Annotated in this window: 22 protein-coding genes, 2 other RNA genes and 3 pseudogenes; 17 read left to right on the top strand and 10 right to left on the bottom strand. The window is 34.0% G+C overall.

Annotation, left to right across the window (positions count from 1 at the left end):
* Positions 1 to 22 precede the first annotated feature (22 nt).
* From NOX90_RS06825 to NOX90_RS06800, 6 genes are all read right to left on the bottom strand, one after another.
* Positions 23 to 388: a hypothetical protein gene (locus tag NOX90_RS06825; protein ID WP_375604023.1), complete on the bottom strand. Its 366-nt coding sequence runs from the start codon at positions 386 to 388 to the stop codon at positions 23 to 25.
* A 101-nt stretch (positions 389 to 489) separates the two neighbouring features.
* Positions 490 to 1,749 (bottom strand): DUF350 domain-containing protein, encoded by a 1,260-nt coding sequence (locus NOX90_RS06820; protein WP_375604022.1) that lies wholly within the window; start codon positions 1,747 to 1,749, stop codon positions 490 to 492.
* An 89-nt stretch (positions 1,750 to 1,838) separates the two neighbouring features.
* On the bottom strand, positions 1,839 to 2,873 hold the full coding sequence (locus tag NOX90_RS06815; protein WP_375604021.1) for an NAD(P)H-dependent flavin oxidoreductase: 1,035 nt from the start codon (positions 2,871 to 2,873) through the stop codon (positions 1,839 to 1,841).
* A gap of 5 nt (positions 2,874 to 2,878) precedes the next feature.
* Entirely contained in the window at positions 2,879 to 3,400 is a 522-nt protein-coding gene (locus NOX90_RS06810) for a cytochrome b (RefSeq protein WP_375604020.1), read from the bottom strand.
* Between the two features lie 826 nt (positions 3,401 to 4,226).
* A complete protein-coding gene (locus NOX90_RS06805) occupies positions 4,227 to 5,570 on the bottom strand; it encodes a bifunctional folylpolyglutamate synthase/dihydrofolate synthase (RefSeq protein ID WP_375604019.1) in 1,344 nt (447 codons plus the stop codon).
* Entirely contained in the window at positions 5,567 to 6,157 is a 591-nt protein-coding gene (locus NOX90_RS06800; protein WP_375604018.1) for a phospholipid-binding protein MlaC, read from the bottom strand. The genes NOX90_RS06805 and NOX90_RS06800 overlap by 4 nt, the downstream gene beginning before the upstream one ends.
* A gap of 116 nt (positions 6,158 to 6,273) precedes the next feature.
* On the opposite strand from NOX90_RS06800, the gene ssrS reads away from it, so the two are divergent.
* The 3 genes from ssrS to NOX90_RS06785 all read left to right on the top strand — a co-directional run bounded on the left by ssrS (position 6,274) and on the right by NOX90_RS06785 (position 7,671).
* Positions 6,274 to 6,434: non-coding RNA, 6S RNA (gene ssrS, locus NOX90_RS06795), on the top strand.
* Between the two features lie 19 nt (positions 6,435 to 6,453).
* Complete coding sequence (locus NOX90_RS06790; RefSeq protein WP_375604017.1) at positions 6,454 to 6,903, top strand: type II toxin-antitoxin system RatA family toxin; 450 nt, start codon at positions 6,454 to 6,456, stop codon at positions 6,901 to 6,903.
* A gap of 66 nt (positions 6,904 to 6,969) precedes the next feature.
* The gene (locus NOX90_RS06785; RefSeq protein ID WP_375604016.1) at positions 6,970 to 7,671 is read left to right on the top strand and encodes a thioredoxin domain-containing protein; all 702 of its coding nucleotides are present in this window, start codon (positions 6,970 to 6,972) and stop codon (positions 7,669 to 7,671) included.
* Between the two features lie 28 nt (positions 7,672 to 7,699).
* On the opposite strand, the gene NOX90_RS06780 is transcribed toward NOX90_RS06785, so the two are convergent.
* On the bottom strand, positions 7,700 to 7,978 hold the full coding sequence (locus NOX90_RS06780) for a DUF2671 domain-containing protein (RefSeq protein ID WP_375604015.1): 279 nt from the start codon (positions 7,976 to 7,978) through the stop codon (positions 7,700 to 7,702).
* A 259-nt stretch (positions 7,979 to 8,237) separates the two neighbouring features.
* Here NOX90_RS06780 and NOX90_RS06775 point away from each other — a divergent pair, with 259 nt between their 5' ends.
* A complete protein-coding gene (locus tag NOX90_RS06775; RefSeq protein ID WP_375604014.1) occupies positions 8,238 to 8,885 on the top strand; it encodes an O-methyltransferase in 648 nt (215 codons plus the stop codon).
* 1 nt (position 8,886) lies between these two features.
* Here NOX90_RS06775 and NOX90_RS06770 read toward each other — a convergent pair whose 3' ends face one another.
* On the bottom strand, positions 8,887 to 9,540 hold the full coding sequence (locus NOX90_RS06770; protein ID WP_375604013.1) for a glutathione S-transferase family protein: 654 nt from the start codon (positions 9,538 to 9,540) through the stop codon (positions 8,887 to 8,889).
* Positions 9,541 to 9,737: 197 nt separating this feature from the next.
* Positions 9,738 to 9,866, bottom strand: a pseudogene (locus NOX90_RS06765) (WPE palindromic element domain-containing protein); the annotation flags it as partial.
* 112 nt (positions 9,867 to 9,978) lie between these two features.
* Here NOX90_RS06765 and ffs point away from each other — a divergent pair.
* The 7 genes from ffs (at position 9,979) to dnaN (ending at position 16,142) form a co-directional block, all read left to right on the top strand.
* Positions 9,979 to 10,068: signal recognition particle sRNA small type (ffs, locus tag NOX90_RS06760), an RNA gene on the top strand.
* A 21-nt stretch (positions 10,069 to 10,089) separates the two neighbouring features.
* Entirely contained in the window at positions 10,090 to 11,625 is a 1,536-nt protein-coding gene (gene dnaX / locus NOX90_RS06755; RefSeq protein WP_375604012.1) for a DNA polymerase III subunit gamma/tau, read from the top strand.
* 21 nt (positions 11,626 to 11,646) lie between these two features.
* Positions 11,647 to 11,961, top strand: coding sequence for a YbaB/EbfC family nucleoid-associated protein (locus NOX90_RS06750; protein ID WP_179951361.1), 315 nt, complete (start codon positions 11,647 to 11,649; stop codon positions 11,959 to 11,961).
* 547 nt (positions 11,962 to 12,508) lie between these two features.
* Positions 12,509 to 13,195 (top strand): P44/Msp2 family outer membrane protein, encoded by a 687-nt coding sequence (locus NOX90_RS06745; protein ID WP_375604011.1) that lies wholly within the window; start codon positions 12,509 to 12,511, stop codon positions 13,193 to 13,195.
* Positions 13,196 to 13,485: 290 nt separating this feature from the next.
* Positions 13,486 to 14,379: an RNA polymerase factor sigma-32 gene (locus NOX90_RS06740; protein WP_375604010.1), complete on the top strand. Its 894-nt coding sequence runs from the start codon at positions 13,486 to 13,488 to the stop codon at positions 14,377 to 14,379.
* The gene (locus NOX90_RS06735; RefSeq protein WP_375604009.1) at positions 14,372 to 14,869 is read left to right on the top strand and encodes an invasion associated locus B family protein; all 498 of its coding nucleotides are present in this window, start codon (positions 14,372 to 14,374) and stop codon (positions 14,867 to 14,869) included. The genes NOX90_RS06740 and NOX90_RS06735 overlap by 8 nt, the downstream gene beginning before the upstream one ends.
* A gap of 115 nt (positions 14,870 to 14,984) precedes the next feature.
* Complete coding sequence (dnaN, locus tag NOX90_RS06730; RefSeq protein WP_375604008.1) at positions 14,985 to 16,142, top strand: DNA polymerase III subunit beta; 1,158 nt, start codon at positions 14,985 to 14,987, stop codon at positions 16,140 to 16,142.
* Positions 16,143 to 16,230: 88 nt separating this feature from the next.
* Here dnaN and truA read toward each other — a convergent pair whose 3' ends face one another.
* Entirely contained in the window at positions 16,231 to 16,968 is a 738-nt protein-coding gene (gene truA, locus NOX90_RS06725) for a tRNA pseudouridine(38-40) synthase TruA (RefSeq protein WP_375604007.1), read from the bottom strand.
* Positions 16,969 to 17,222: 254 nt separating this feature from the next.
* On the opposite strand from truA, the gene recA reads away from it, so the two are divergent.
* The 6 genes and pseudogenes from recA (at position 17,223) to NOX90_RS06695 (ending at position 22,358) form a co-directional block, all read left to right on the top strand.
* Positions 17,223 to 18,293, top strand: coding sequence for a recombinase RecA (recA, locus tag NOX90_RS06720; protein WP_375604006.1), 1,071 nt, complete (start codon positions 17,223 to 17,225; stop codon positions 18,291 to 18,293).
* A 384-nt stretch (positions 18,294 to 18,677) separates the two neighbouring features.
* Positions 18,678 to 18,833, top strand: a pseudogene (locus NOX90_RS06715) (IS5/IS1182 family transposase); the annotation flags it as partial.
* A 78-nt stretch (positions 18,834 to 18,911) separates the two neighbouring features.
* Positions 18,912 to 19,691: an IS5 family transposase gene (locus NOX90_RS06710; protein ID WP_375604005.1), complete on the top strand. Its 780-nt coding sequence runs from the start codon at positions 18,912 to 18,914 to the stop codon at positions 19,689 to 19,691.
* Between the two features lie 76 nt (positions 19,692 to 19,767).
* Positions 19,768 to 20,505: pseudogene (locus NOX90_RS06705) on the top strand (IS5 family transposase).
* A 393-nt stretch (positions 20,506 to 20,898) separates the two neighbouring features.
* Entirely contained in the window at positions 20,899 to 21,591 is a 693-nt protein-coding gene (locus NOX90_RS06700) for a phosphatidylserine decarboxylase (RefSeq protein ID WP_375604004.1), read from the top strand.
* On the top strand, positions 21,588 to 22,358 hold the full coding sequence (locus NOX90_RS06695) for a CDP-alcohol phosphatidyltransferase family protein (protein ID WP_375604003.1): 771 nt from the start codon (positions 21,588 to 21,590) through the stop codon (positions 22,356 to 22,358). Before NOX90_RS06700 ends, NOX90_RS06695 begins: the two co-directional genes overlap by 4 nt.
* The last annotated feature ends 8 nt before the right edge of the window (positions 22,359 to 22,366 follow it).

Raw genomic sequence — 22,366 nt, 5'->3', positions numbered from 1 at the left:
TAAAAAAGATAAAAATACTATCTTAATTTTTATCTTTTTTTTCGCTATCGGATTGTAATTTTATATCTTTTGCAAAATTAAATTTTTCTTTTAAGTAGTCTGTTGCCTTTTCTGTACTACCAAACATCATGATCAGTACACCAAACATTATCATAAAAAAGATTAGACCTCTGAACACTACTGCAAGTATCACCGCAGCTATACACAACCCTATGATTGTTGAAGGACTCATATTTTCTACAGTATCTTTAATTGAAAATGAAGAAATAAAATCTTTTACCTTTTCTTGTACATCCTTTAATTCATCACTTGCTTCGCTAGAATATGATGCAAAAATGAAACTTAATAAAGCTATAAAAACCAAAACTTTATTCAATTGAACGTGCATAAACTAAACACCTTTTAAACACTCCTCAACTATAACAACTTTTACATCAACAGGCAAGAGCTGAATTCACTTATCCACTACAGGTAACACATATTTAATTTTTACAGATGTGAACATGCTGTAAGCTCCTTATCATTAACATGAGGTTCCACACTAATGGATGTTAATTTACTTGATAGGAAGTTTGAATGCAATTCAGCTACTGCTGCTATAGCAAACACTGCAGCCATAGCAAGTAGTCCTGCTCCTACCAGTCCTGATGTCATTGCCCCTGCAACAATGCACCCTATTGTAGAGAGAGCACAACCTGCTACAAGTGCAACGTGAAGATTTCTGTTATTGGGTTGTTTAACTTCACCCTTTTTCTCATTCACAGGAAGTTTCTGCGCAGTTGTAATGACATTTTTTTTGTCCTTTTTTTCTTCGGGTTGCATTGAATCTTTTGCCTGGCTGCCTGTCATCTGAGTAGTTTGACTATTTGTATCCATACTTTCTTTTTCTCTGGATCCCAGTGTCACGCACTGGGATGACACCTGTGGCTCTTCTTCTGCAGTCTGCTCTGGTTGCATTTGATTCCCAGTATCTTCTTTTTGTGGATCGTTATTTTCTCCAGCAGAGCTTAATATTGAGCTCATACTGCTCCTTCTACTACTTATTGGTGATTCTAAACTTTCTTCACTCTTTCTAGGTGAATCTATTCCACTATCTGAACCATTATCATTACTGAGTTTAGAAGTATTTGCACTTCTTGGCACTTCTACAGCATCCGCAATTGTACTAGGGTCCTCATTTTCTAAATCCTCACAAGGTTGGCTAAAGGAGCCATTCAATTGTGATTGTTCTAATGTAGGAAATGCTGAAGCACTATTATGGCCTGAACTTCTAAGGATCTTGTATGTTCCAGGGGTTCCTGTTCCACTGACACCCTTAGCTAAAGAACCCCTTTCCAGAGGATTAATACCTGAATTTTTGGGAATTTCAACTTTACCAGAAAGACTTTGTTCGTTAAATGGTTCCATAGCATTGCTCTTGTTAGTAATATCCAAAATTATTTCTACTATTATTGCCCTTTTTTTTGAGTCTAGTTTTTCTGAGTTTGTTATTTCTGTTTTCAACGCTGGGAGAAAGTTTTTGATATAATAACCATGATATTCTTCTTGTCCTTTCAGTGATTCTTCTAATTGAGTTAATACCTCAGAACTAGCTCCCTGCTTGAACAACTCTATGCATTTTTTGATAGTTCCATCTCCATTTTTTTTTGGGCTTTCATGATTATGTGTTTTTTTTGTTACCTTTTTGTATATAGTGTCGTGCAATTGTTGGTTGATATCTTTTTTAGAACTTGGCATAGACTTCTCCATACATAATAAAATGTATAGATACCTCTTTAGCGTTAATTTTACATTAAAACTGGGCAATTATGCCCTATAATGGGCTCTTTCAGAGATAATTATGACTTGCTTACTGGTTGCTTTGCTGCTTCTACAGATTTGCGTTCAGTATGATTGTTTGCTTGTTGAACTAATATATCTATCACTTCTTTCACAGGCTTTTCCCTATCAACCATGCCAACACTTTGACCGGCCATTAGAGATCCTGTTTCAACATCTCCATCAATTACTGCTCTTCTTAAAGCTCCAGCCCAGAACTTTTCTATTTCAAGTTGCCCATCTTCTTTTGAGATCTGTCCCTTTTGGTATTCATCAATAACTTCTTTTTGACGCTTCATAAAGTCATCGCTTGCTTTGTTGGCTATAGCTCTTACTGGAATTACAGGAAAATCAGCACTTATCTGTACAGAAGGTATTGCATTACGCGCAGCTGATTTAATAAACACTTCCTTAAAATTTTTGTGGGCAATTGACTCATTAGTGCAGACAAATAATGTGCCTATTTGACAGCCACTTGCCCCCATTTCCAGGTAATTAACTATCATTTCACCTCTTCCTATTCCACCTGCAACAAACACTGGTATTTGTTCATTTTTAAAATGAGGCAATATCTCTTGTGCAAGAACAGAAGTGCTAACTGGACCTATATGCCCACCTGCTTCCATTCCTTCTATTATTAATGCATCTACTCCCATTTTTACTAACCTTTTCGCAAGGCTTAATGCTGGTGCAAAGCACATAACTTTAATGCCCGCACCCTTGATTTTTTCTATATTAGGCTTTGTTGGCAGTCCACCGGCAAGCACTATATGGCTCACTTTCGTTTCAATGCACACATCTATCAACTCACTCAACTTTGGGTGCATAGTAATTAGATTCACACCAAATGGCTTGTTAGTTAATTGCTGCGTCTCTATGATTTCTTTTTTTAGCAAGTCTGGAAACATTGCACCACATGCAATCACACCAAAACCACCAGCGTTTGAGATTGCCGAAACCAAGTTTCTCTCCGAAACCCAGCTCATAGCACCACCCATTATAGCAAACTCACTACCAAGAAAATCTGTTCCTTTTTTCCAGAGGCTACTTAACATATAACCTATATCATACGTTTAAAAATATTTTGTTTATCTATAAATGTGTGTTTCAAAGCGCCAAGTATATGTAAGATTATAAAGAGTACCATAAACCATGCAAGCGTCGAATGTAGCTGATTAGCCGTGTTAGCTAGGTCTTTGTTTTGATTAATCAACAAAGGGATATGAAAAAAATACTTGATCTGTTTGCCAGAAGCAGAAGACATAACATAACCAGATAGTGGCATTAGCAACATCAAAGAATATAAACCAAAGTGTACTGTTTTACTTGCATTGATTACAAATCGAGAGAAATTTGCTGGAAGTGGTGGAACATAAGTAAAAACGCGAAAAAATATGCGTACAACAATCAACCCGAGAATAGTGATCCCGCAAGCCTTATGAATAGCGTATATGTTGAACTTAATTTCATTGCTAAGTGGTAAGCTTTTCATATAAAGTCCAGAACAAAGCATACCGATAATAAAAACAGCCATCAACCAATGGATAACTCTTAAACCTAAGCTATATTTATCGCCTTCCATTTTGATTACTCTAAAGTAGCATTTATATAATAGAAAAACTATTTTTCAATCAAAATTATTAAAGCAATTTAGATTTACCGACAATGTAGCTATACAAATTCAACCCAGCCGGAAGTCAAGGGCACCTAAGCCAAGAAACGGATTAAACGAAAAAACTTACTTGACAAACTTCGCCAGTCCTCTTATCATGAAAATGAAGCTATTTATTTATCTTCTCTGTACAGATTAAATGACAAAAAAAACTCACGTATCTGGCGTCTCATGTTTAATTTTTTGCACTATGTGCACTCTATGTCTTTATCAAATTTCTAGGTTTTTACCTATACAAGCTGAAATACGCTTATAAAGCATTTAAAACATTAAAAAACGCCAACTTAAAAAATGGATAGTGAATAATTAGCTACCCTAGGGTTTCTTTTGCCTTTTTTTCTGTTTAGTAAATTTCTTAAACATTTATGACTAAAGGTTAGTTGCATTAAAAAGCAGCTAAATCGCGGTTATTAAGCGTTTAGAATAAAAAAACGCCATACTTGAAAGTATAATGTAAGTAATTAGCCAACCACGGGATTTCTTTTGCCTTTTTTTCTGCTTAGTAAATTTCTTAAACATTTAAACTAAGGTGAGTTGCATTTAAAAGCAGCTAAATTGCAGTGTTTAAGACTTAAAAAACGCCAATACTGAAAATAGACAATAACTAGGTCTTCTTTTGCCTTTTTTTCATTTGGTAAATTTCTTAACATTTATAGCTAAACGACAACCGTCATCCCGCTACGTGTTAGCGCCGCGGCAGTATGACGTATTGCTTGGGTCAGCTATATCATTAAAGTTAGCTATTCTCCATAGCAAGGTCTCTGGCTAGAAATAACGAGCCACAGATTAGTATGGTTTTGACGTTTTGGATAGAGGCTTTTAATATGTGATTTGATATTGCATCGCCAATTGATTCACATTCAACTGCTTTTATTCCTATGTTATTGGCTTTTTCCCTAATCAAATTTGTATTTGTTGCTTTAGGTTCAGACTTAACACAAACCGCACATAATAACTTGATATATGGTTTCAAGTGTTCTAAGAACTCTTCCACATTTCTGTTACGAGTAACACCAAAAATTATATAGATACCTTCAGCAAAATTATCTTTTACCCACTGAGATAGCACTCTAGCACCGTCATTATTGTGCGCACCATCTAAAAATAATTGCCAATCTTTTGGTAATAAAGAAATTAAATTGCCCTCTTTTATACGCTCCAGTCGTGCAGGCCAATAAGTGCACTGTAAACCTGAAGTGATATCCTCTTCTCCAATATCAAATCCATATTTTCCACTCAAAATGCTACATGCTGCAATAGCATTGCCTGCATTAATCACCTGATGATCACCCTTTAAAGATGGCAAAGAAAATTCTATTGATTGAATAGCTGATTGAAAAATCATTCGAGCTCCAGCACGTGACCTCTCATTTTTTTGTTTCTGGATCCCAGTTTGGATGACAGATAGTCGTTTTTTGCAATTCCATTCAAGGCCTCCTCTATACAGAGGAGATTTCTTATTTATTGCGTGGTGTTCTAGCGTGTTCATTATAGATTTTTCTTGTGGTGCTATTACGCAAGGAACATTAGGTTTCATTATTCCAGCCTTTTCACCTGCTATAATTTCTATAGTAGGGCCAAGATATTCTGTATGATCAAGGGCAATGGAAGTAATGATTGTTAAAATCGGACTATCTATAACATTTGTTGCATCAAGTCTTCCACCCATACCCACTTCAACTAAAGTTATATCGGCTTTATGACGAGAAAAAGCTAAAAAAGCTGCAATAGTTGCAGCTTCAAACAGAGTGATAGGTTGTTCTGCAATTACGGCACGGCATTCTTCTAACAAGCTATATAATTCATTATCGTCGATATAACTGCCTGCAATAACTATTCTTTCATTAAAATTCACCAAATGTGGAGAAGTGTATGCGTGTACCTTATACCCTGCTGCTTGCATTATATATCTTATAAATGCTAGTGTTGAGCCTTTCCCGTTAGTTCCAGATATATGAATTACGGGAGGCACTTTTTTCTCGGGGTTATCTAGTTTGCTAAGAAAGCCTTTTATGCGATCAAGAGAAAAATCCTTTGGTCTACTACCAAGCGGTTTAGGCCAATGAGGCATATATATCATGGATTGTTATTGTATTTTAATTCAGCTATAACGCTTGCTATGCCATGCGTGTCGATTTTTTCACTAAATTGAGAACGTTGATTAATAGCAATACTTATTCCACTCATTACAACATCACTTATCAAGAAAGAACTGTTATTTTTAGTAACTTTAAAATCAATATTTGTAAATTCTTCATCACCGTAAGAAAATCTTGTACCAATTAAGCAAGTTTCATCGTCAACTGCTTTTGTACTCATTATGATCATTTCACTATCATGCATGTATTTATATAAAATTTTAACGCACAAACGCGTAAGATACACTTCATACTCTCTTAAAAAATCTTCTTTTTCTTTTTGTTTAACTAAAGCCCAATGTTTTCCTATAACGAATTGCGATATTCCTTTGAGGTTAACATTGTTTTGAATGACCTCCTGAAGCTTTTTTTGCACACATTCCCGGTTTTTTTTATTCTCCTTTGTAGATATACCATCCACTTGTTGCTTCATAGTATGCACAAAAATTTTGTGATCTATACAATTAGTGTAAGCACTTGAAGAAATTACAATAAAAACAATAATAGTTAAAACTTTAGTAATGTTCATAAGATATATTTATTAGCTATGATACTTAGAATGCAAAGTTTAATAAAGATTAAATAATAATCGCTAGCTTTAATATATCTATAGACACACCTTGTATAAATCATCTACAATTAATTAAGGGTCTGTTCTATGCGTTATGAGTTAAGTTAAATTTCCCGAGCGATAATTTCTAGTCAAGGGAATTGCCTCTGTTAATTTCGTTGAAATTGATACGCGATGCCCACCTTAACTTTAGTCTCAGGAATCTACTAAGGCTGACGGTAGATACGGATCCTATTTTGATTGGTTTAACATTTATGCTTCATCAATACAAAGAACAGGGTGTTTTCCTATGTTCGCCTAATGAAGTATTCCAAATTGTAATTGATGTTGAAAGGTATCCTGATTTTGTTCCTTGGTGCAAAGCCGTTTATATAAAAGAAAAAATTAACAACCAAATGGTTGTGGATCTCCTCGCAGCTTTTCATGGAATTAAAGGTAGATATACATCAGAAGTTACTTCTCTTTCTCCAAGTGGGACAAATGAAGGTTGGATAAAAGCTGTATCATCAAATGGAATATTTAAACATCTATATAATGAATGGCAATTCATTTCCATAGATGAAAATAAAACTATGGTAAAGTTTTATATAGAGTTTAAGTTTAAGTCCAACTCATTTTCCATTTTATTAAACTCAGTATATAAGTATACACAAAGTAAAATAATTGCTGCATTTAAAGATAGGGCTGAAAGCCTAGCTGAGTAAAAGTTATCTTGACATTATTTATATAAATGCATAATTTCTTTTAGTAAATTAAGTGTTTATATTATAATGATTTTTAGATTATTGCTTTTATTAATTCTTATAAGTGTTAATTCTTATGCAGTTGTTCAGCAAGACTTATCCAACAACCAGTACACTCAAAAAACTGATGAAATAACACCAGAAGAACTACTATCACCTTTGCCTGATGATAAATTATTAGGAGATCCCAAAGCACCAATTCTAATGATAGAATACGCTTCATTAACTTGCTATCATTGCTCTCTTTTTCATAGGGACGTTTTTCCTAAAGTTAAAAAAAAATATATAGATACAGGTAAGATGTTATATGTATTCCGTCATTTTCCTTTGGACTATAGAGGACTAAAGGCTGCAATGTTAAGTTATTGCTACGAAAAACAAGAAGACTATTTTAATTTTAACAAAGCTGTTTTTAATTCAATAGGTTCGTGGAATTACTCCAATTTAAGTGATTTGACTGTACTACAAAGAATTGCTGCACTAAGCAACTTAAAGCAAGATGCATTTAACCAATGCATTAATGATAAGAAAATGATGGATAAAATCATAAATGATAAATCACTGGCAATTAATAAACTTGGTATCATGGCCACCCCAATATTTTTTATCAAGCTTAATGATGGTAAATCATATATAGAGCATGATAAAATTAAACATGAAGGATATAAAACGCTGGAATACTTTACTAGTGTGATAGATAAACTATATGGAAAAGCTATAATGAAGTAATCCACTGTAGCTTACCACATAAAAGACTCTATACTGAGTCATTATTTTTCACTATTGTTTGCTGTTTTTTACGCTCAAATTCTCTTTTTTTACTGTGCCAAGTATAGTAATACATAGCGATTTTATTCTCTATTAATACTATTGTTCCATCATAAAACTGAACCATATCCATAACTTTTCTCTGAGCTTCATTAAAACGTTCTTTATACTTTTCACGATAAGCTGGATTATGTAGCAACATAACCCCTTCATTCTTGTTAGATTTTTTATTTAACGTTTCAACTTCACTAGCAATAGTATAAGACATATAACCCCCTCTAATTGATTATAAAAATCATATTTTAACAAAGAGGAATGTGCATGAACAATTCCTCTAATTTTAATATAATAATTGATTGATTATTATACTAGTTAACCATAGTACGATATATAATAACTTTTGTCACTTAAAATTTTATACCATAAAATAATAACTTAAAATAAATGTTTTTATTGTTCCAAACTATATTATTATATTTATAAACTTTATATGAATTAAGCCTCCTTAATTTACAATATAAAAAGTAATGCGTAATAACTTTAGCACAAAATTATCATATATAAGAAACTTATTTGCAAAAGAATATAAAACAATAGAAGAATATTGTATCCTTGAAAAAAAGCAACATATTCAGATTAGCCCTGAGGAAGGAAAACTATTAAGTTTATTTATAAAAATTCATAAAATCAAAAGTATTGTTGAGATTGGTACGTTATACGGTTATTCGTCAATTTGTATGGCGAAAGCTCTGCTGGAAGACGGTCATATATATACAATAGAAAATCATCCTCAACACTTAAGGATAGCANAAAAAAATTTTAGTGCTTTTAATCTGAGTGATAAAATTACTCTAATAGAAGGCAATGCATTGGAAAAACTTAATGAATTATCAGTAAAAGCACCTTTTGACATGATATTCATCGATGCTGACAAAAGTAGTTATCCTAAGTATTTAGATTGGGCAGAGTCATACATTAAACAAGATGGTCTAATCGTTGCAGATAACACTCTATTGTTTAACACAGTATTTTTAGAATCGCCTACAAAAGAAGTATCAGAAAAATCATGGCATGCTATGAGGGAGTTTAATGATAGATTATCAGATGAAAAGAAATATTTCTCTATATTGATTCCAACTGATGAAGGAATGACTGTAGCTTTAAAGCTAACATAAATTAAAAATCAAGGTCAGCATAATGTCTAGGAGGAGTTAATCCGGAAACTCTCTCTAATAATATCTCACGAAAACAAGGCCTTGATTTAACAATGGAATACCATTCTTTTAAAATTTTACTTTTTTCCCATGGAAAACTATTTACGTAGTCTATTACAGAAATATGCGATGCTAAAGTAATATCAGCTAAAGTGAACTTATCGGTTGCAAGCCAAACGTTCTTGTTAATTAAGTGTTCGATGTATTCCATATGGCAAGGCAGGTTATGCTGAGCTGCATGAAGAAATCTAGAGTCAGGGCTGCGGTTAGTAATTACTTTTTCATTCATAATATACTTAGTAACTTCATTGTAAAATTTGTTATCGAACCAATTGATTAGAGCGCGTATTTTAGACTTAATAATAGTGGATGAACCAAGCAATTTGACATCGCTATTGTAAGTCTCTTCTATATATTCACAAATGGCATTACTATCCGCTATTACAAAGTTATTATCTATTAACACTGGTACTTGCCCGGTTGGATTGATCTCCATAAATTCATTACGCTTTTCCCACGGATTTTCATACACTAGATCACAACTCAACTTTTTTTCTTTTAGAAGAGCTATAACTTTTCGTGAAAATGGACAAAGAGGAAAATGATATAAAATCATAATATTCCTCTTTTATTATCCCAGTACCTATAGATTGTCATTCCAGTGCGTGACAATGGAATCCAGTTTATTTCATTATGGACGTTATTTTTAACATATACTCCTAGAATCCATTGTACATTGCATAATTTGCAAATATTTTTATATCTGGATCCCAGTACAACTGTACGAACATTGTAGTTTGAGAGCAATTCCCACCGGAAGGGTGTCATTCCAGTGCTTGACACTGGAATCCAGTTCTTATTATACAACAGCCTGATGTATTCATTTAAAATTAAGTTTTCTTGATCCAAGTAGTCAAGCACTGGGATGACAGAAGAAGAGTATTTTAGGTAACAGTTGTTTACTCCAAAGTAATGTCGCAAAAGGTCTAACATATAAATTATAAGACTAATATAGGATATACCTTGCTAAATAAAAAAAAAAGTATAATATTTTATAAGGTATGCAGGCAAAAACTCTGTAATTTGGTCAGATCAGAAATGAAGCAGCCATATCAGAACCTTTTTGGGTTGCATACCTATTTCATTATTTGTTTTATCCGAGGCTATGAATATAGCATTAAAACATCGTCCTAGTAGCTTTAAAGATCTAGTAGGTCAAGATATATTAGTGCGTGTATTAGAAAATGCTTTTATTTTAAACAAAATCCCACAATCTATACTGCTCTCTGGTAGTAGTGGAGTTGGTAAAACCACCACTGCAAGGATAATAGCTTTATGTTTGAATTGTTCCCTGGGGCCAATTTTTGAACCTTGCGGATCATGTGAAAATTGTCTAGCAATAAAAAATTCAAGCCATCCAGATGTACTTGAAATCGATGCAGCAAGTCACACTAGCATTGACGATATTAAAGTAATCCTGGGAGATATTTGCTATTCACCTATAAGCTCTAAATTCAAAGTCTACATTATAGATGAAGTACATATGTTATCCAGCAGCGCATTTAACGCACTACTTAAAACCCTAGAAGAGCCACCATCTAGTGTAAAGTTCATTTTAGCAACTACGGAAATAAAAAAGATACCAATAACTATTATTGCACGTTGTCAAAGATTTGATTTACACAACATTCCTGTAGCTAAAATAGTGGAACGTTTAAATGATGTTGCACAAAAAGAGAGTTATTCCATTGAAAAGGGAGCATTAGAATTAATTGCACGACACTCTGGAAATTCAATGCGTAACGCCTTGTTTCTGATGAATCAAGCAGTTCTATATAGCAAAGATGGTGCAATATCCACTAAAAATGTGACAGACATACTTGGCTTAGTGGATAAAGATATTACATTCGATCTATTAGGGGCAATATTAGAAGGTGATTTACAGAAAGCTCTATCAGTGTTTGACAAGGCGATAAAAACAGCAAACCCACTTAGTATTTTTGAAGGTCTATTGCAAACAATTCAGTTAGTATGCCGTTTTTTGATTACAAAAGAAATTGATAATGCAGTTACAGAGCATGAAAAGAATAGGATAAAAGATTTAAGTATAAAGAAGTCTTTAATATTTTTTTCGAGATTGTGGAAGGTGTTGCTTAAAGGTATTCAAGATATAAAAACTTCAACATGCAACGATGTTGCTGCTGAAATGATGTTAATTAGCCTCTGTTATCTTTCTGATCTACCTTCTCCAGAACAGGTGATCAAAAAAGTTCTTTCGCAGAATGTAGAGCAAGGAAATAGACAGGGCAGACCTGTTGCACCTTCCCCCTCTGTCATCCCAGTGCGTGACACTGGGATCCATGTGGAAAATAAACAACAAAATTACGATTTTGATAAGATTTTGCAACTATTAAGGCGAAGTAACCAAATTTATCTTTACAAACAACTGTGTAATAATCTACAATTAATAGATTGTAAACCTGGATATTTAAAATTAAAAGCTGTATCTAAGTTGGATAGTAATTTTTGCAATGATTTAAAAAATTACTTAAACCAGGTGACTCAGCAGGAGTGGGTTATTACAGTTGATACGGGTTATATAAACAGGGAAGTGAGTAATTTAAATTATGCACCTGCAGTTAAGGATATACTTGATACATTTAAAGGTGCAAAGGTAGTTAATATAGAAAATAAGGAGTAAGTTGTGGATTTTAGTCAAATAATGAAACAAGCGCAAGAGATGCAAAAAAAGCTTGCAGAAGCTCAAGAAAAATATATTGGAAAAGAGTTTCAAGGTATTTCTGGTGGTGGCAAAGTTTCTGTGTTAGTGGAAGTCATAAAAATAGGTAGCTATAAAGCTAAAAAGGTGAACATAGACTTAGAACTTATGAGAAATGAGGAAAAAGATATAGTAGAGGATTTAGTAACGGCAGCGTTTAATGATGCCGTTAAAAAAGCAGAAGAAGATATGGCAAATGCAACTTCTGATCTTGCAGGTATGATGGGTTTACCATCTGGATTTAAACTTCCTTTTTAAGTTTACTACCGGAGTTTCTTTTAGTATAAGTATTTCTTTCCTAATATTTCTAACGCTAGTACTTCTTCATATAGTGCGCCTATAAGCCCTACATCATACCGCGCACAACTGTACGAACATTCATTTTTGAAGACAACAAATGGTGTCATTCCAGTCTGAAATCCAGCTTTTCCATAATCATTAAAACGTTGTGTTTTAACATANAAACGGCTACTTTTATGCTTACCAACTTAATAANNAATTCCTGGATCCCAGACTGGAATGACACCCTCCTGGTAGGCCCAAATTGCAATTTTCATACAGTTGTGCGCGGTATCTCAGCCGCTAACAAGCAGCGGAATGACGAGGTCTTTCGATAGTAAATCTTACCTGTGTTAGCTATACCAAAAAATCAAAAGTCGTATTTATTCATTAATAAAATCTTTGTCTTTTCCTAAAAATTAGTTAAAATGTAGAATATTTTGTGTTATTAAGTTAGCACTTGACTTAACTTTAGTTGTTACTTAGACTGCTAAAGTGGAATTTTAATTTTTTTACGAGGACAATTATGCATTATAAAAAGTTTTTTTCAGCAGCCGCTTTAGCAACGTTGCTAAGTTTATCAAACTCTGCTTTTTCAGATCCTGTTGGTCCAATAAGTGATGAAGAAACTAGCTACTACGTTCGTTTGCAATACAACGGTGAAATTTTACCTCTTTTCACAAAAGTTGATGGTATTGAATATAAAAAAGACACCGAAAATCATACTCCATTAAAAGCATCTTTTATATCTGGTAGTGGCGCATTTGGTTACAAAATGGACGACATCAGGGTTGATGTTGAAGGGCTTTATTCACAGCTAAACAAAAATGATGTTACAGGTGCAGTATTTGTGCCAGCAGATACTATTGCGGACAGTTTAACAGCATTTTCAGGGTTAGTTAACGTTTATTACGATATAGCAATTGAAGATATGCCTATCACTCCATACATTGGTGTTGGTGTTGGTGCAGCGTATATCAGCAATCCTTCAAAGATTCCTGCAGTTAAGGATCAAAAGGGATTCGGTTTTGCTTATCAAGCAAAAGCTGGTGTTAGCTATGATGTAACTCCAGAAATCAAGCTTTATGCTGGAGCTCGTTATTTCGGTTCTTATGGTGCTAACTTTGATAAGGCAGCTACAAACGATGCCGGAATCAAAGGAGTTCTTTACAGCACTGTTGGTGCAGAAGCTGGAGTAGCGTTTAATTTCTAGTCTATCTCAGTCTTGTTATCCCAGTGGGTTTTTTCTTGTCATCCAAGTAGCATGACGCTGGGATCTAGAAAAAGAAATGTGGATTCCAGTGTCAAGGCACTGGAATAACATCACTTTATTTAAACTATAATGTTTATCGTTACACGCTGGCAGGATGTCAATGTTATGTTGGGGCTTATCGTCTTTAAGATCCCAATTAGATGGGAAATTTGTACTTTTTTCAAATCAAAGCTTGAATTTTTCCCCGAAAATCAATATATTATATGCATGGAGTTTTAATTTAAGTTGTTATGTTGACCCCAATGGCAAGCTTATGTGTCGATAGCAGAACCAATCTTATGCAATATATTGCTAGGGTGCAAAAATTTCCTATGCTGTCTCAAGAGGAAGAGGTACGATTAGCAAAAAATTGGAACCAATATAAGGATGCTTCTTCTGCTCATAAATTGATTACCAGCCATTTAAATTTGGTAGTGAAAATTGCAATGAAATTCAAAAATTATGGACTATTGTTGATGGACCTGGTCATGGAAGGGAATATGGGTTTAATGCATGCAGTGAAAAAGTTTAATCCTGATTTAGGGTTTCGTTTTTCAACTTATGCGGTGTGGTGGATTGAAGCTTCAATAAAAGACTTTATATTGAAATCTTGGTCATTTGTGAAGATAGGCACAACGCAAGCACAAAGAAGATTATTTTTTAGTTTACGTAAAATANAAAAAAGAATTTTACAGTATACAAACAGGGAAACTTTAAACAATGAGGAAATAAAAGCAATATCTAATGAGCTTTCTGTATCCGAAGGAGACGTTATACAGATGAATTACCGTATGGCTTGTAAGGATCAGTCGCTAAATGATTGCATAAAAATAGGTGATGATTCTAAAAGGGAGTTACAAGATATGATCCCATGTAACTTGGTCAGTCAAGAAGTAACCTATCAGAATCATGAAGAAAAAGAATTAAAAGAAACAATTTTAAACAATGCACTAGCGAGCCTCAACGAAAGGGCAAGAGACATTTTTATCAGTAGATATTTGTCTGAAAACATTCAAACTCTGGATGAACTTAGTAAAAAATATTGTGTTTCAAGAGAAAGAATAAGACAGTTGGCTGAGCAGGCGATGGCTAAGGTAAAACGATATATACAATCTGAAAGTTTGAAATTTGGTTTGCATGCGTAGTTTTTTTATATTTCTAATATTTTTTTCAATAGGCGCTTTTGCATCGGTTAGTGATGTGCAATTGAAGGAAAAATATAAAGATTGGCTCGTGTATACTGCATCGGAAGATGGAGAGAAAGTATGTTATATTGTATCCTATCCTAAANAAAAAAGCGAACATTATACAACCAACCGCAAACCATATGTAATGGTTAGTTATGTTGATAAAAAAGCAGATGAGGTAAGCGTTACCTCTGGTTTTCAGTATGATAAGGAGCCTGTAGCTCTCAATATCGACAAAAAAATTAAATATACATTCCCCATAATACATGGAAGTTTTGCGTGGGCAGAGCATACAAAAATAGATCAAGATCTCATTCTAAAAATGAAGCAGGGATTATCAATGGTAGTGAATGGAAAAGCAAAAACAGTGACCATTGATGATACTTATTCCCTACTTGGTTTTCAAAAAGCGTATCAAAAAATGCATGATTTATGCCATACAAAGTAAACTATTGTAACAGAATACCCAGCTATAGTATAAATTAGACTACTCTTTCAATGAATAGCACTTTACTTTATATGGAATGCGGATATCATTTAAAATATATTTTTGAGAGTTAGCAATGTCAGAGGTTGCAGGTGTAGATACAGAAATCAAAAAGCAAAATTCTGTGTGCGAGCAGATGCGTTTTAGCGTGAGCCGCACAAGTCTTTTAAATACATTATCCAGAGTAAGTGGAGTGGTTGAAAGGCGTAATGCAATAGATGTTTTGGCGTGTATAAATATCAAAGCACAACACGGCAGCATAAAATTAATGGCAACTGATCTTGACATTTCAATGTTTGCCTCGCTTGCTGCAACCATATTAACAGAAGGAGAAGTAAAAATTTCAGCGCATACTTTACATGACATAGTGAAGAAGTTACCCGCTGATTTGGATGTCAATTTTGAAGTAAACAACCAAGGAAAATTATTGATGTCTTGCGGAAATGCAAACTTTTCTTTACCGAATGTAGTTTCAAGCAGCTTTCCTGCTCTTGAAGAAGACAATTATAAACATGATTTTATTCTACTAAATACGGACCTGATAGACTTATTAACTAAAACAAAATTTGCTGTATCACTAGATGATACAAGGTATAATTTAAATGGAATATATCTGCATACGGATGAGCAGTTTCTGTACTGCGTTGCAACTGATGGTCATCGTTTATCGTGTATCAAGAGGCCAAAGCCTGGGAACATCAATGGCGAATTTGGTGTGATCATTCCACGTAAAACTGTTATGGAGCTGTTAAAAATATTGGACGATTGTAATGAAATTAATGTAAAACTCTCAGACAGAAAAATCAAGTTTACATGCGGTGAATATATTCTAATATCAAAATTAATAGATGGAACTTTTCCAAATTATAAAGCAGTTATTCCAGCATCTCAAGATAAGCATATGATTATTGAAAGTAAAAAACTTTTAGATGTTATAGATCGAGTTTCCGTTGTTGTATCTGATAAAGTAAAATCCATTAAATTCTCACTACAAGAAAAGCTGCTAACTCTGCATTCAAACTCCCAAGAGTGCAGTGATGCAACTGAATCCATAGAAGTGGACTACAATGAAGCCCCTATAGAAATAGGGTTCAACTCGCGTTATTTGCTTGATGTTCTATCCTGTATAAAAAATAAATGTAAGTTTAGCTTAGCCGATGGTAATAGTGCTACAATTATCACTGATGAAGATGATTCAAGTGTATTATATGTAGTGATGCCAATGAGAACTTAAACTCGTCATCTCGCTCCTTGTTAGCAAGATCTGGAGATACTGCGGCGGTATGACACTTATTTCACTAAGAACGTTACTTTTTATTAAATTAGTAATCTATCTTTACCAAATACAAGCCAAAAGGCGGCGCGGTAACCCCAGCAGCACTTCTTTTGCATTGGCTTAATATATGTAGCATTTCTTGCGGATTAGTTCTATTTTTTCCAAATTCAACTAAAGTACCCGCAATAATCCTCACTTGGTTATGTAAAAAGGAAATAGCAGATATTTTGATGTGTATATGATCCCCGTTTTGTACTATATCGATATCATCAATTGTTCTTATCGGATTTGCGGCGTGACAATCTTTTGAACGGAAACTTGAAAGGTCATGTTTTCCAAGTAGATGTTTAGCAGCTTCACGCATAATATTTACATCAAGTGGGCTAAACACTTGCCATACATAACCAGTCTCCAGAGCAGCAGGAGCATAGCGATTAACTATTCTGTATTCGTAATATCTTTTTTTTGCTGAAAACCGGGCGTGAAACGCATCATCTACAACTTCTGCATTAAGCACGACTATAGGAATTGATTTTAAATGATAGTTTATTGCATTCCTTATTCTATAAAGCTCAAATTCCTTTTCCATATCAAAATGAGCAACTTGCCCTAAAGCATGAACCCCAGCATCGGTCCTTCCACCACAGTACAAGGCAATTTTCTCACCACTAAAATTAAATATAGCATTTTCTATCTTCTCCTGGATTGAGTTAGCAGAGTGTTGCTGTTTTTGCCAACCAGAGAAATTACTACCATTATATTCTACCGTTATTTTGTATCGCACTACAAAGTCTATCTAATTTTCTATCTAATACCAAACTTCGTTATTGGGAAGACAAATAGGACATATTATAAATTTGCTTAAACTCCGCAATTACAGGCAAAAGGGCTATTTTTAATTTGTCTTATTATTAATGAGACTTGGTATTAATATAATTTAAGCAGCCAGTTTCAATGACGTTCTTCGTTATTAAAAAACCCTTGGCAGGTTGTTCGCGTTCGATTATCATGGAAGTTATACAAGTTAATAAATGATCCATGGCAACCAACATAGAAGAAAAAAATAGTGATAAACAAAAAGCACTAGAAAGTACAATCAGTCATATAAATAAACTATTTGGTACTGGCTCAATAATGTGGGCAGATCAAAACCCTATACAAGAGGTACCAAGAATCTCTACTGGATCTATTGCTCTTGATGTAGCGCTTGGTGGTGGTCTACCTAAAGGGCGTATAATCGAAATATTTGGTCCTGAAAGTTCTGGTAAGACTACTCTTGCCTTACATGCGATGGCTGAGGCACAAAAAAATGGCGGAGTATGTGCATTTATCGATGCAGAGCATGCACTGGATTTACTATACGCTAGTAAACTTGGAGTTAACGTTACAGCTTCAAATCTAATGATTTCGCAACCAAACAGTGGAGAGGAAGCATTGCAGATAGTTGAACGACTGGTTTGCTCAAGTGCAGTTGATGTTATAATTGTTGACTCTGTTGCAGCTTTAACACCAAGAGCTGAAATTGAAGGTGATATGGGTGACCAACACATGGGTCTGCAAGCAAGACTACTTAGTCATGGTTTAAGAAAATTAACTTCGATTGTTTCTAAAACAAATTGTACATTGATTTTTATCAATCAAATTCGTATGAAAATAGGGGTAGTTTATGGAAACCCAGAAACAACAACAGGTGGAAACGCGTTAAAGTTTTATGCTTCTATCAGGCTTGATATAAGAAAAGTTGGTGTAATAAAAGACAAAGAAAATATTACAGGCAATGAAACAAGAGTTAAAGTTGTAAAAAATAAAGTTGCTCCTCCATTTAGAGAAGCGAAATTTGATATAATGTACAATGAAGGTATATCAAAACTCGGAGAAATAATAGATATGGGAGCAAAGCTTGGTGTGCTTGAAAAAGCAGGCGCTTACTATTCACATAACAACACACGTCTTGGACAAGGAAGAGAGAATGTAAAAACTTACCTAAAAACAAACAAAGAAGTCGCAAATGAAATAGAAACGAAAATCAGAGATTTACTCAGAAATCATGATAATTCTATCACAATTGATGAGGATAGTGAGCAACTTCTAGAAGAATCAGTTTTCTAATTTAAGCTATAACATAGTATTTTCAAAAATAAATGATATATGGATAACGCTTTCTTGATTCCAGTGTTAGTTACCTGGATGACAGGAAAGGGGCTATTTGGATAGTAAAATTGGCATTGGGATAAAATGCAAGAATTCTAACGAAAAAATACAACCCTCTTTTGTTAGCTATAAAATTCTGAAAAAATAAAAACCATAGGCGCCAGATTGTTTTTAGCTCAAGAACAAAAGTCAAATATCTGGAATTCTAGGGATAGAACCTCTAAGTCATTGATTGGACTCTTTATAATAATTTTCTCTGTACAGCAATAGTTACTATATCAGCATCTTGTGCAATGCTTCCGTAGGTCTGCCAATATAAATTAATCAGAGTGTTTTTTGCAAGTTTTCCTAAAACGTTGGATTGTTGAGAGAACCTTTGCTTGGCTCTCCAATTTTAGACGTATGAGTAAGGATTATGAGCATTCTCCTCTCACTTCAAAAAATAACATCTTTTTTAATATGATCACTATTATGCTTCACAAATTAGCTCATTCTTGAGTTTGAAGACATGCTCTAAGAGCCTGTACGTGATCTCTGAATATGGTAAGATGAGGTATAGTTGATATGAGGTAAACTATGAGGAATACATATCCAAGTGACATAAGTTGTGAAAAATTTGAAAAGATTAGACTAATTTTAGAAAGCGTGCGAAAGAAAACAAAGCCAAGAAGACTGGATTTATATGAGTTATTTTGCGGTGTGCTTTATGTGCTAAAAAGTGGCTGTCAATGGCGAATGCTGCCAAAAGAGTTTCCAAAATGGCGCAATTGTTACGATTACTTCAAGAAATGGAGTAAAAAAACGAATGAAGATAGAGAAAGTGTTCTAGAAATTGTCTTAAAAAAATTAGTTGGAGAGGTTCGTTCCAACAGTGGTCGGAATACCAAAACAAGCTTCTGCATCATTGATGCCCAAAGTGTAAAAAATACCGATACTGCTGAAGAAAAAGGTTATGATGCCGGCAAGAAAATTTCAGNNGGTCACATTGCAGTAGATACGCAAGNNCACGCAATTTATATTACTACAGCTAATATCGGAGATCGTAATGCTGCTGTAGAAATGATTTGTAAAGCAAGAAAAAATCTTTCCGAAGTTCAAAATATACTAGTTGATGCAGGTTATACAGGAGAAAATTTTGCAACTCAAATAAAAACGACTATTGGTGCAACTGTTGAAGTAATAAAACGAAGTGAATTACATACCTTTGTTGTATTGCCAAAAAGGTGGGTTGTAGAGCGTTCTTTTGCTTGGCTGGAAAAGTGTAGACGGTTGTGGAAAAATTGTGAGCGAAAGCTCAATACTAGCCTACAAATGGTCGTTCTGGCTTTTACTGTTTTGCTCCTTAAAAGATTATGAACAGGCTCTAAGAACCTGTTTAAAATCTTGGATGGATGAGGTAAAATAGGCATAGATTTAAGAAAGAGGTGTATCTATGCGTAAAAATTATCCAAGTGATATAAGTCGAGAGCAATTTGAAAAAATCAGACCAATACTAGAGAATAGCAGCANNAGACCAAGAAAACTTGATTTATATGAAGTATTTTGTGCAGTCTTATACGTACTAAAAAGTTGTTGCCAAAGGATTTTCCAAGGTGGGAGAGCGTATATTACTATTTTCAAATGTGGAATAAAAAGAATGGAAAAGAACCAAGTTGGTTGGAATTAGTTTTAAAAAAATTGGTTGGAGAGAACAATGGTCGGAAACAGTTTCTGTATAATTGATGCTCAAAGTGTAAAAAACACAGATACTGCTGAGAAAAAGGGCTATGATGCAGGTAAAAAGATTTCAGNNGGTCATATTGCAGTAGATACGCAAGNNCATGCAATTCATATAACAACAGCAGAGATAACTGACCGTAGTAGCGCTGTGAGAATGGTCGAAAATGCTAAAGAAAACCTCTCTGAAGTTAAAAACATATTGGTTGATGCTGGCTACACAGGAGAAAATTTTGCAACTCAAATAAAAACGACTATCGGTGCAACCGTTGAAGTAATAAAACGAAGTGAATTACATACCTTTGTTGTATTGCCAAAGAGGTGGGTCGTTGAACGCTCTTTTGCTTGGTTGGAAAAGTGTAGGCGGTTGTGGAAAAATTGCGAACGTAAACTCAACACTAGCTTACAAATGGTTGTCCTTTCCTTTATTTCTCTCCTATTACGAAGATTTTAAACAGGTTCTTATATGAAAAAGATTCAATAGAAATGCAACGCATATATGGCAGAGATTAAGCACATTCATGTACGCTGAAGAAGATACGCTACATTTTTACTGGAATTTAATTATTTTTAATAGAAAAGCCTGCAGGCGAAGATAAATTTTGAGCTCGAGAAATATCTCAATTGTCATTATAATTGAAATTTTTAGTATGCGGAAGTACTTTTTTAGCTAAGTAAGATTTACGTGCTGGAATGACAAGGTATCATCCAAGTAGCTGGAACCTAGAATATCCTAAATTATAAATTGAATTTGAAAAATACTATAGTATAAGCTCTCTTAAAAAAAGCTTTTCATGAGGAGTGATAGATGATAAGTTGTTAATAGTAGATTATTGTTAATAAGATTATGTGTTTTGGTTTACCTAATATAAACAAGGAAGGTTATTCATTTATAGTAGTTTCCTTTATAGTAACGTGTATAGCATTCTCTATATCTTGGGGATTTGGTGTTACGTGCTTGTTTCCGACATTATTGTGTACTTATTTCTTTCGTGATCCAGCAAGAGCTGTGCCAAATAATAAGGATCTTATATTAAGTCCTGCTGATGGTGTGGTTTCAAAAATTGAGGAAGTTCATTATCCTTTACCGGCAGAAAATGGAGAAGAGAAGAAGTTTACGCTTGTTAGCATATTTTTAAGTGTTTTGAACGTCCATGTGAATCGTATACCAATATCTGGTACGATAAAGGAAATGAGTTATAAAAAAGGCAAGTTTGTATCCGCAATGAGCAATAGGTCTAGTAATGAAAATGAAAAGCAGGTTATTGTGATTGAATACGAAAAGGGAAAAGAAATTATTGTGGAGCAAATAGCTGGATTAATTGCACGTCGTATCGTTTGTAATTTAGGAGTATCCCAGAATGTGAAAGCAGGTGAAAGGTTTGGAATTATAAGATTTGGCAGTAGAGTGAATATTTATGTTCCTGCTGATATAGAAGTAAGAGTTTCAGAAGGGCAAACTGTTATTGGTGGTGAAACAATTATAGCAAACTTAAATAAGGAAAACGTTCAAGAGAAGCTTACTTTTGACGTTATATGAATAACGATGGAAGTAACGGTAAATTCTTACCTATTACCAAATTATTTCCAAACTTTATAACTTTACTGGGTTTATGTGCTGGTCTCACTTCACTTAAATTTACATTTAATGAACAATGGGAATTCTCAGTAATTTTTATCATCATTGCAGCAATACTAGATGGGATGGATGGCAGAATAGCTAGAATTCTAAAATCAACTAGCGATTTTGGAGCCCAGCTTGATTCTTTTGCAGATTTTCTAAATTTTGGTGCAGCGCCTGCATTTCTTTTGTATTTTTGGAAGCTAAACGAAATCAAAGTCATAGGTTGGATTTTAGTAATGATATACGTAATCTGCATATCAATAAGACTTGCAAGATTTAATGTTTCGCTACACTCAGAACAACCATACTGGGGAAAATTTTTCTTTTCTGGTGTTCCAGCTCCAGTGTGTGCTTTACTTTCTTTGTTACCAATAATTATCACCTTTCAATCTCATGAGAGTGAATACTTACTTCTTATAGAGCGATTTTTTAACACAAGAAACGTAGCTTGTTACTTTCTGGCCATTTCATTTTTTTCGATAAGTCACATTCCAACTTTCTCCGCAAAATATATTTATATTCCCAAAAGCCTATCCTATATATTTGTGTCATTTTTTGGAGTACTTATTGTATTTTTCATCAGTAAGCCCTGGATAACTTTACCAATTTTAGGTATAGTGTATACACTTACTATTCCAATAAGCACCGGGTTTTACATATATTTTACATATAAAACTCGTTAGCTAACAAA

Origin of the sequence: Wolbachia endosymbiont of Anurida maritima (assembly GCF_042182995.1) — a bacterium.
In the GTDB taxonomy this organism is placed as follows: domain Bacteria; phylum Pseudomonadota; class Alphaproteobacteria; order Rickettsiales; family Anaplasmataceae; genus Wolbachia.
The sequence above is the reverse complement of the archived record's forward strand: the minus strand, read 5'-3'. Positions and strand labels throughout refer to the sequence as shown.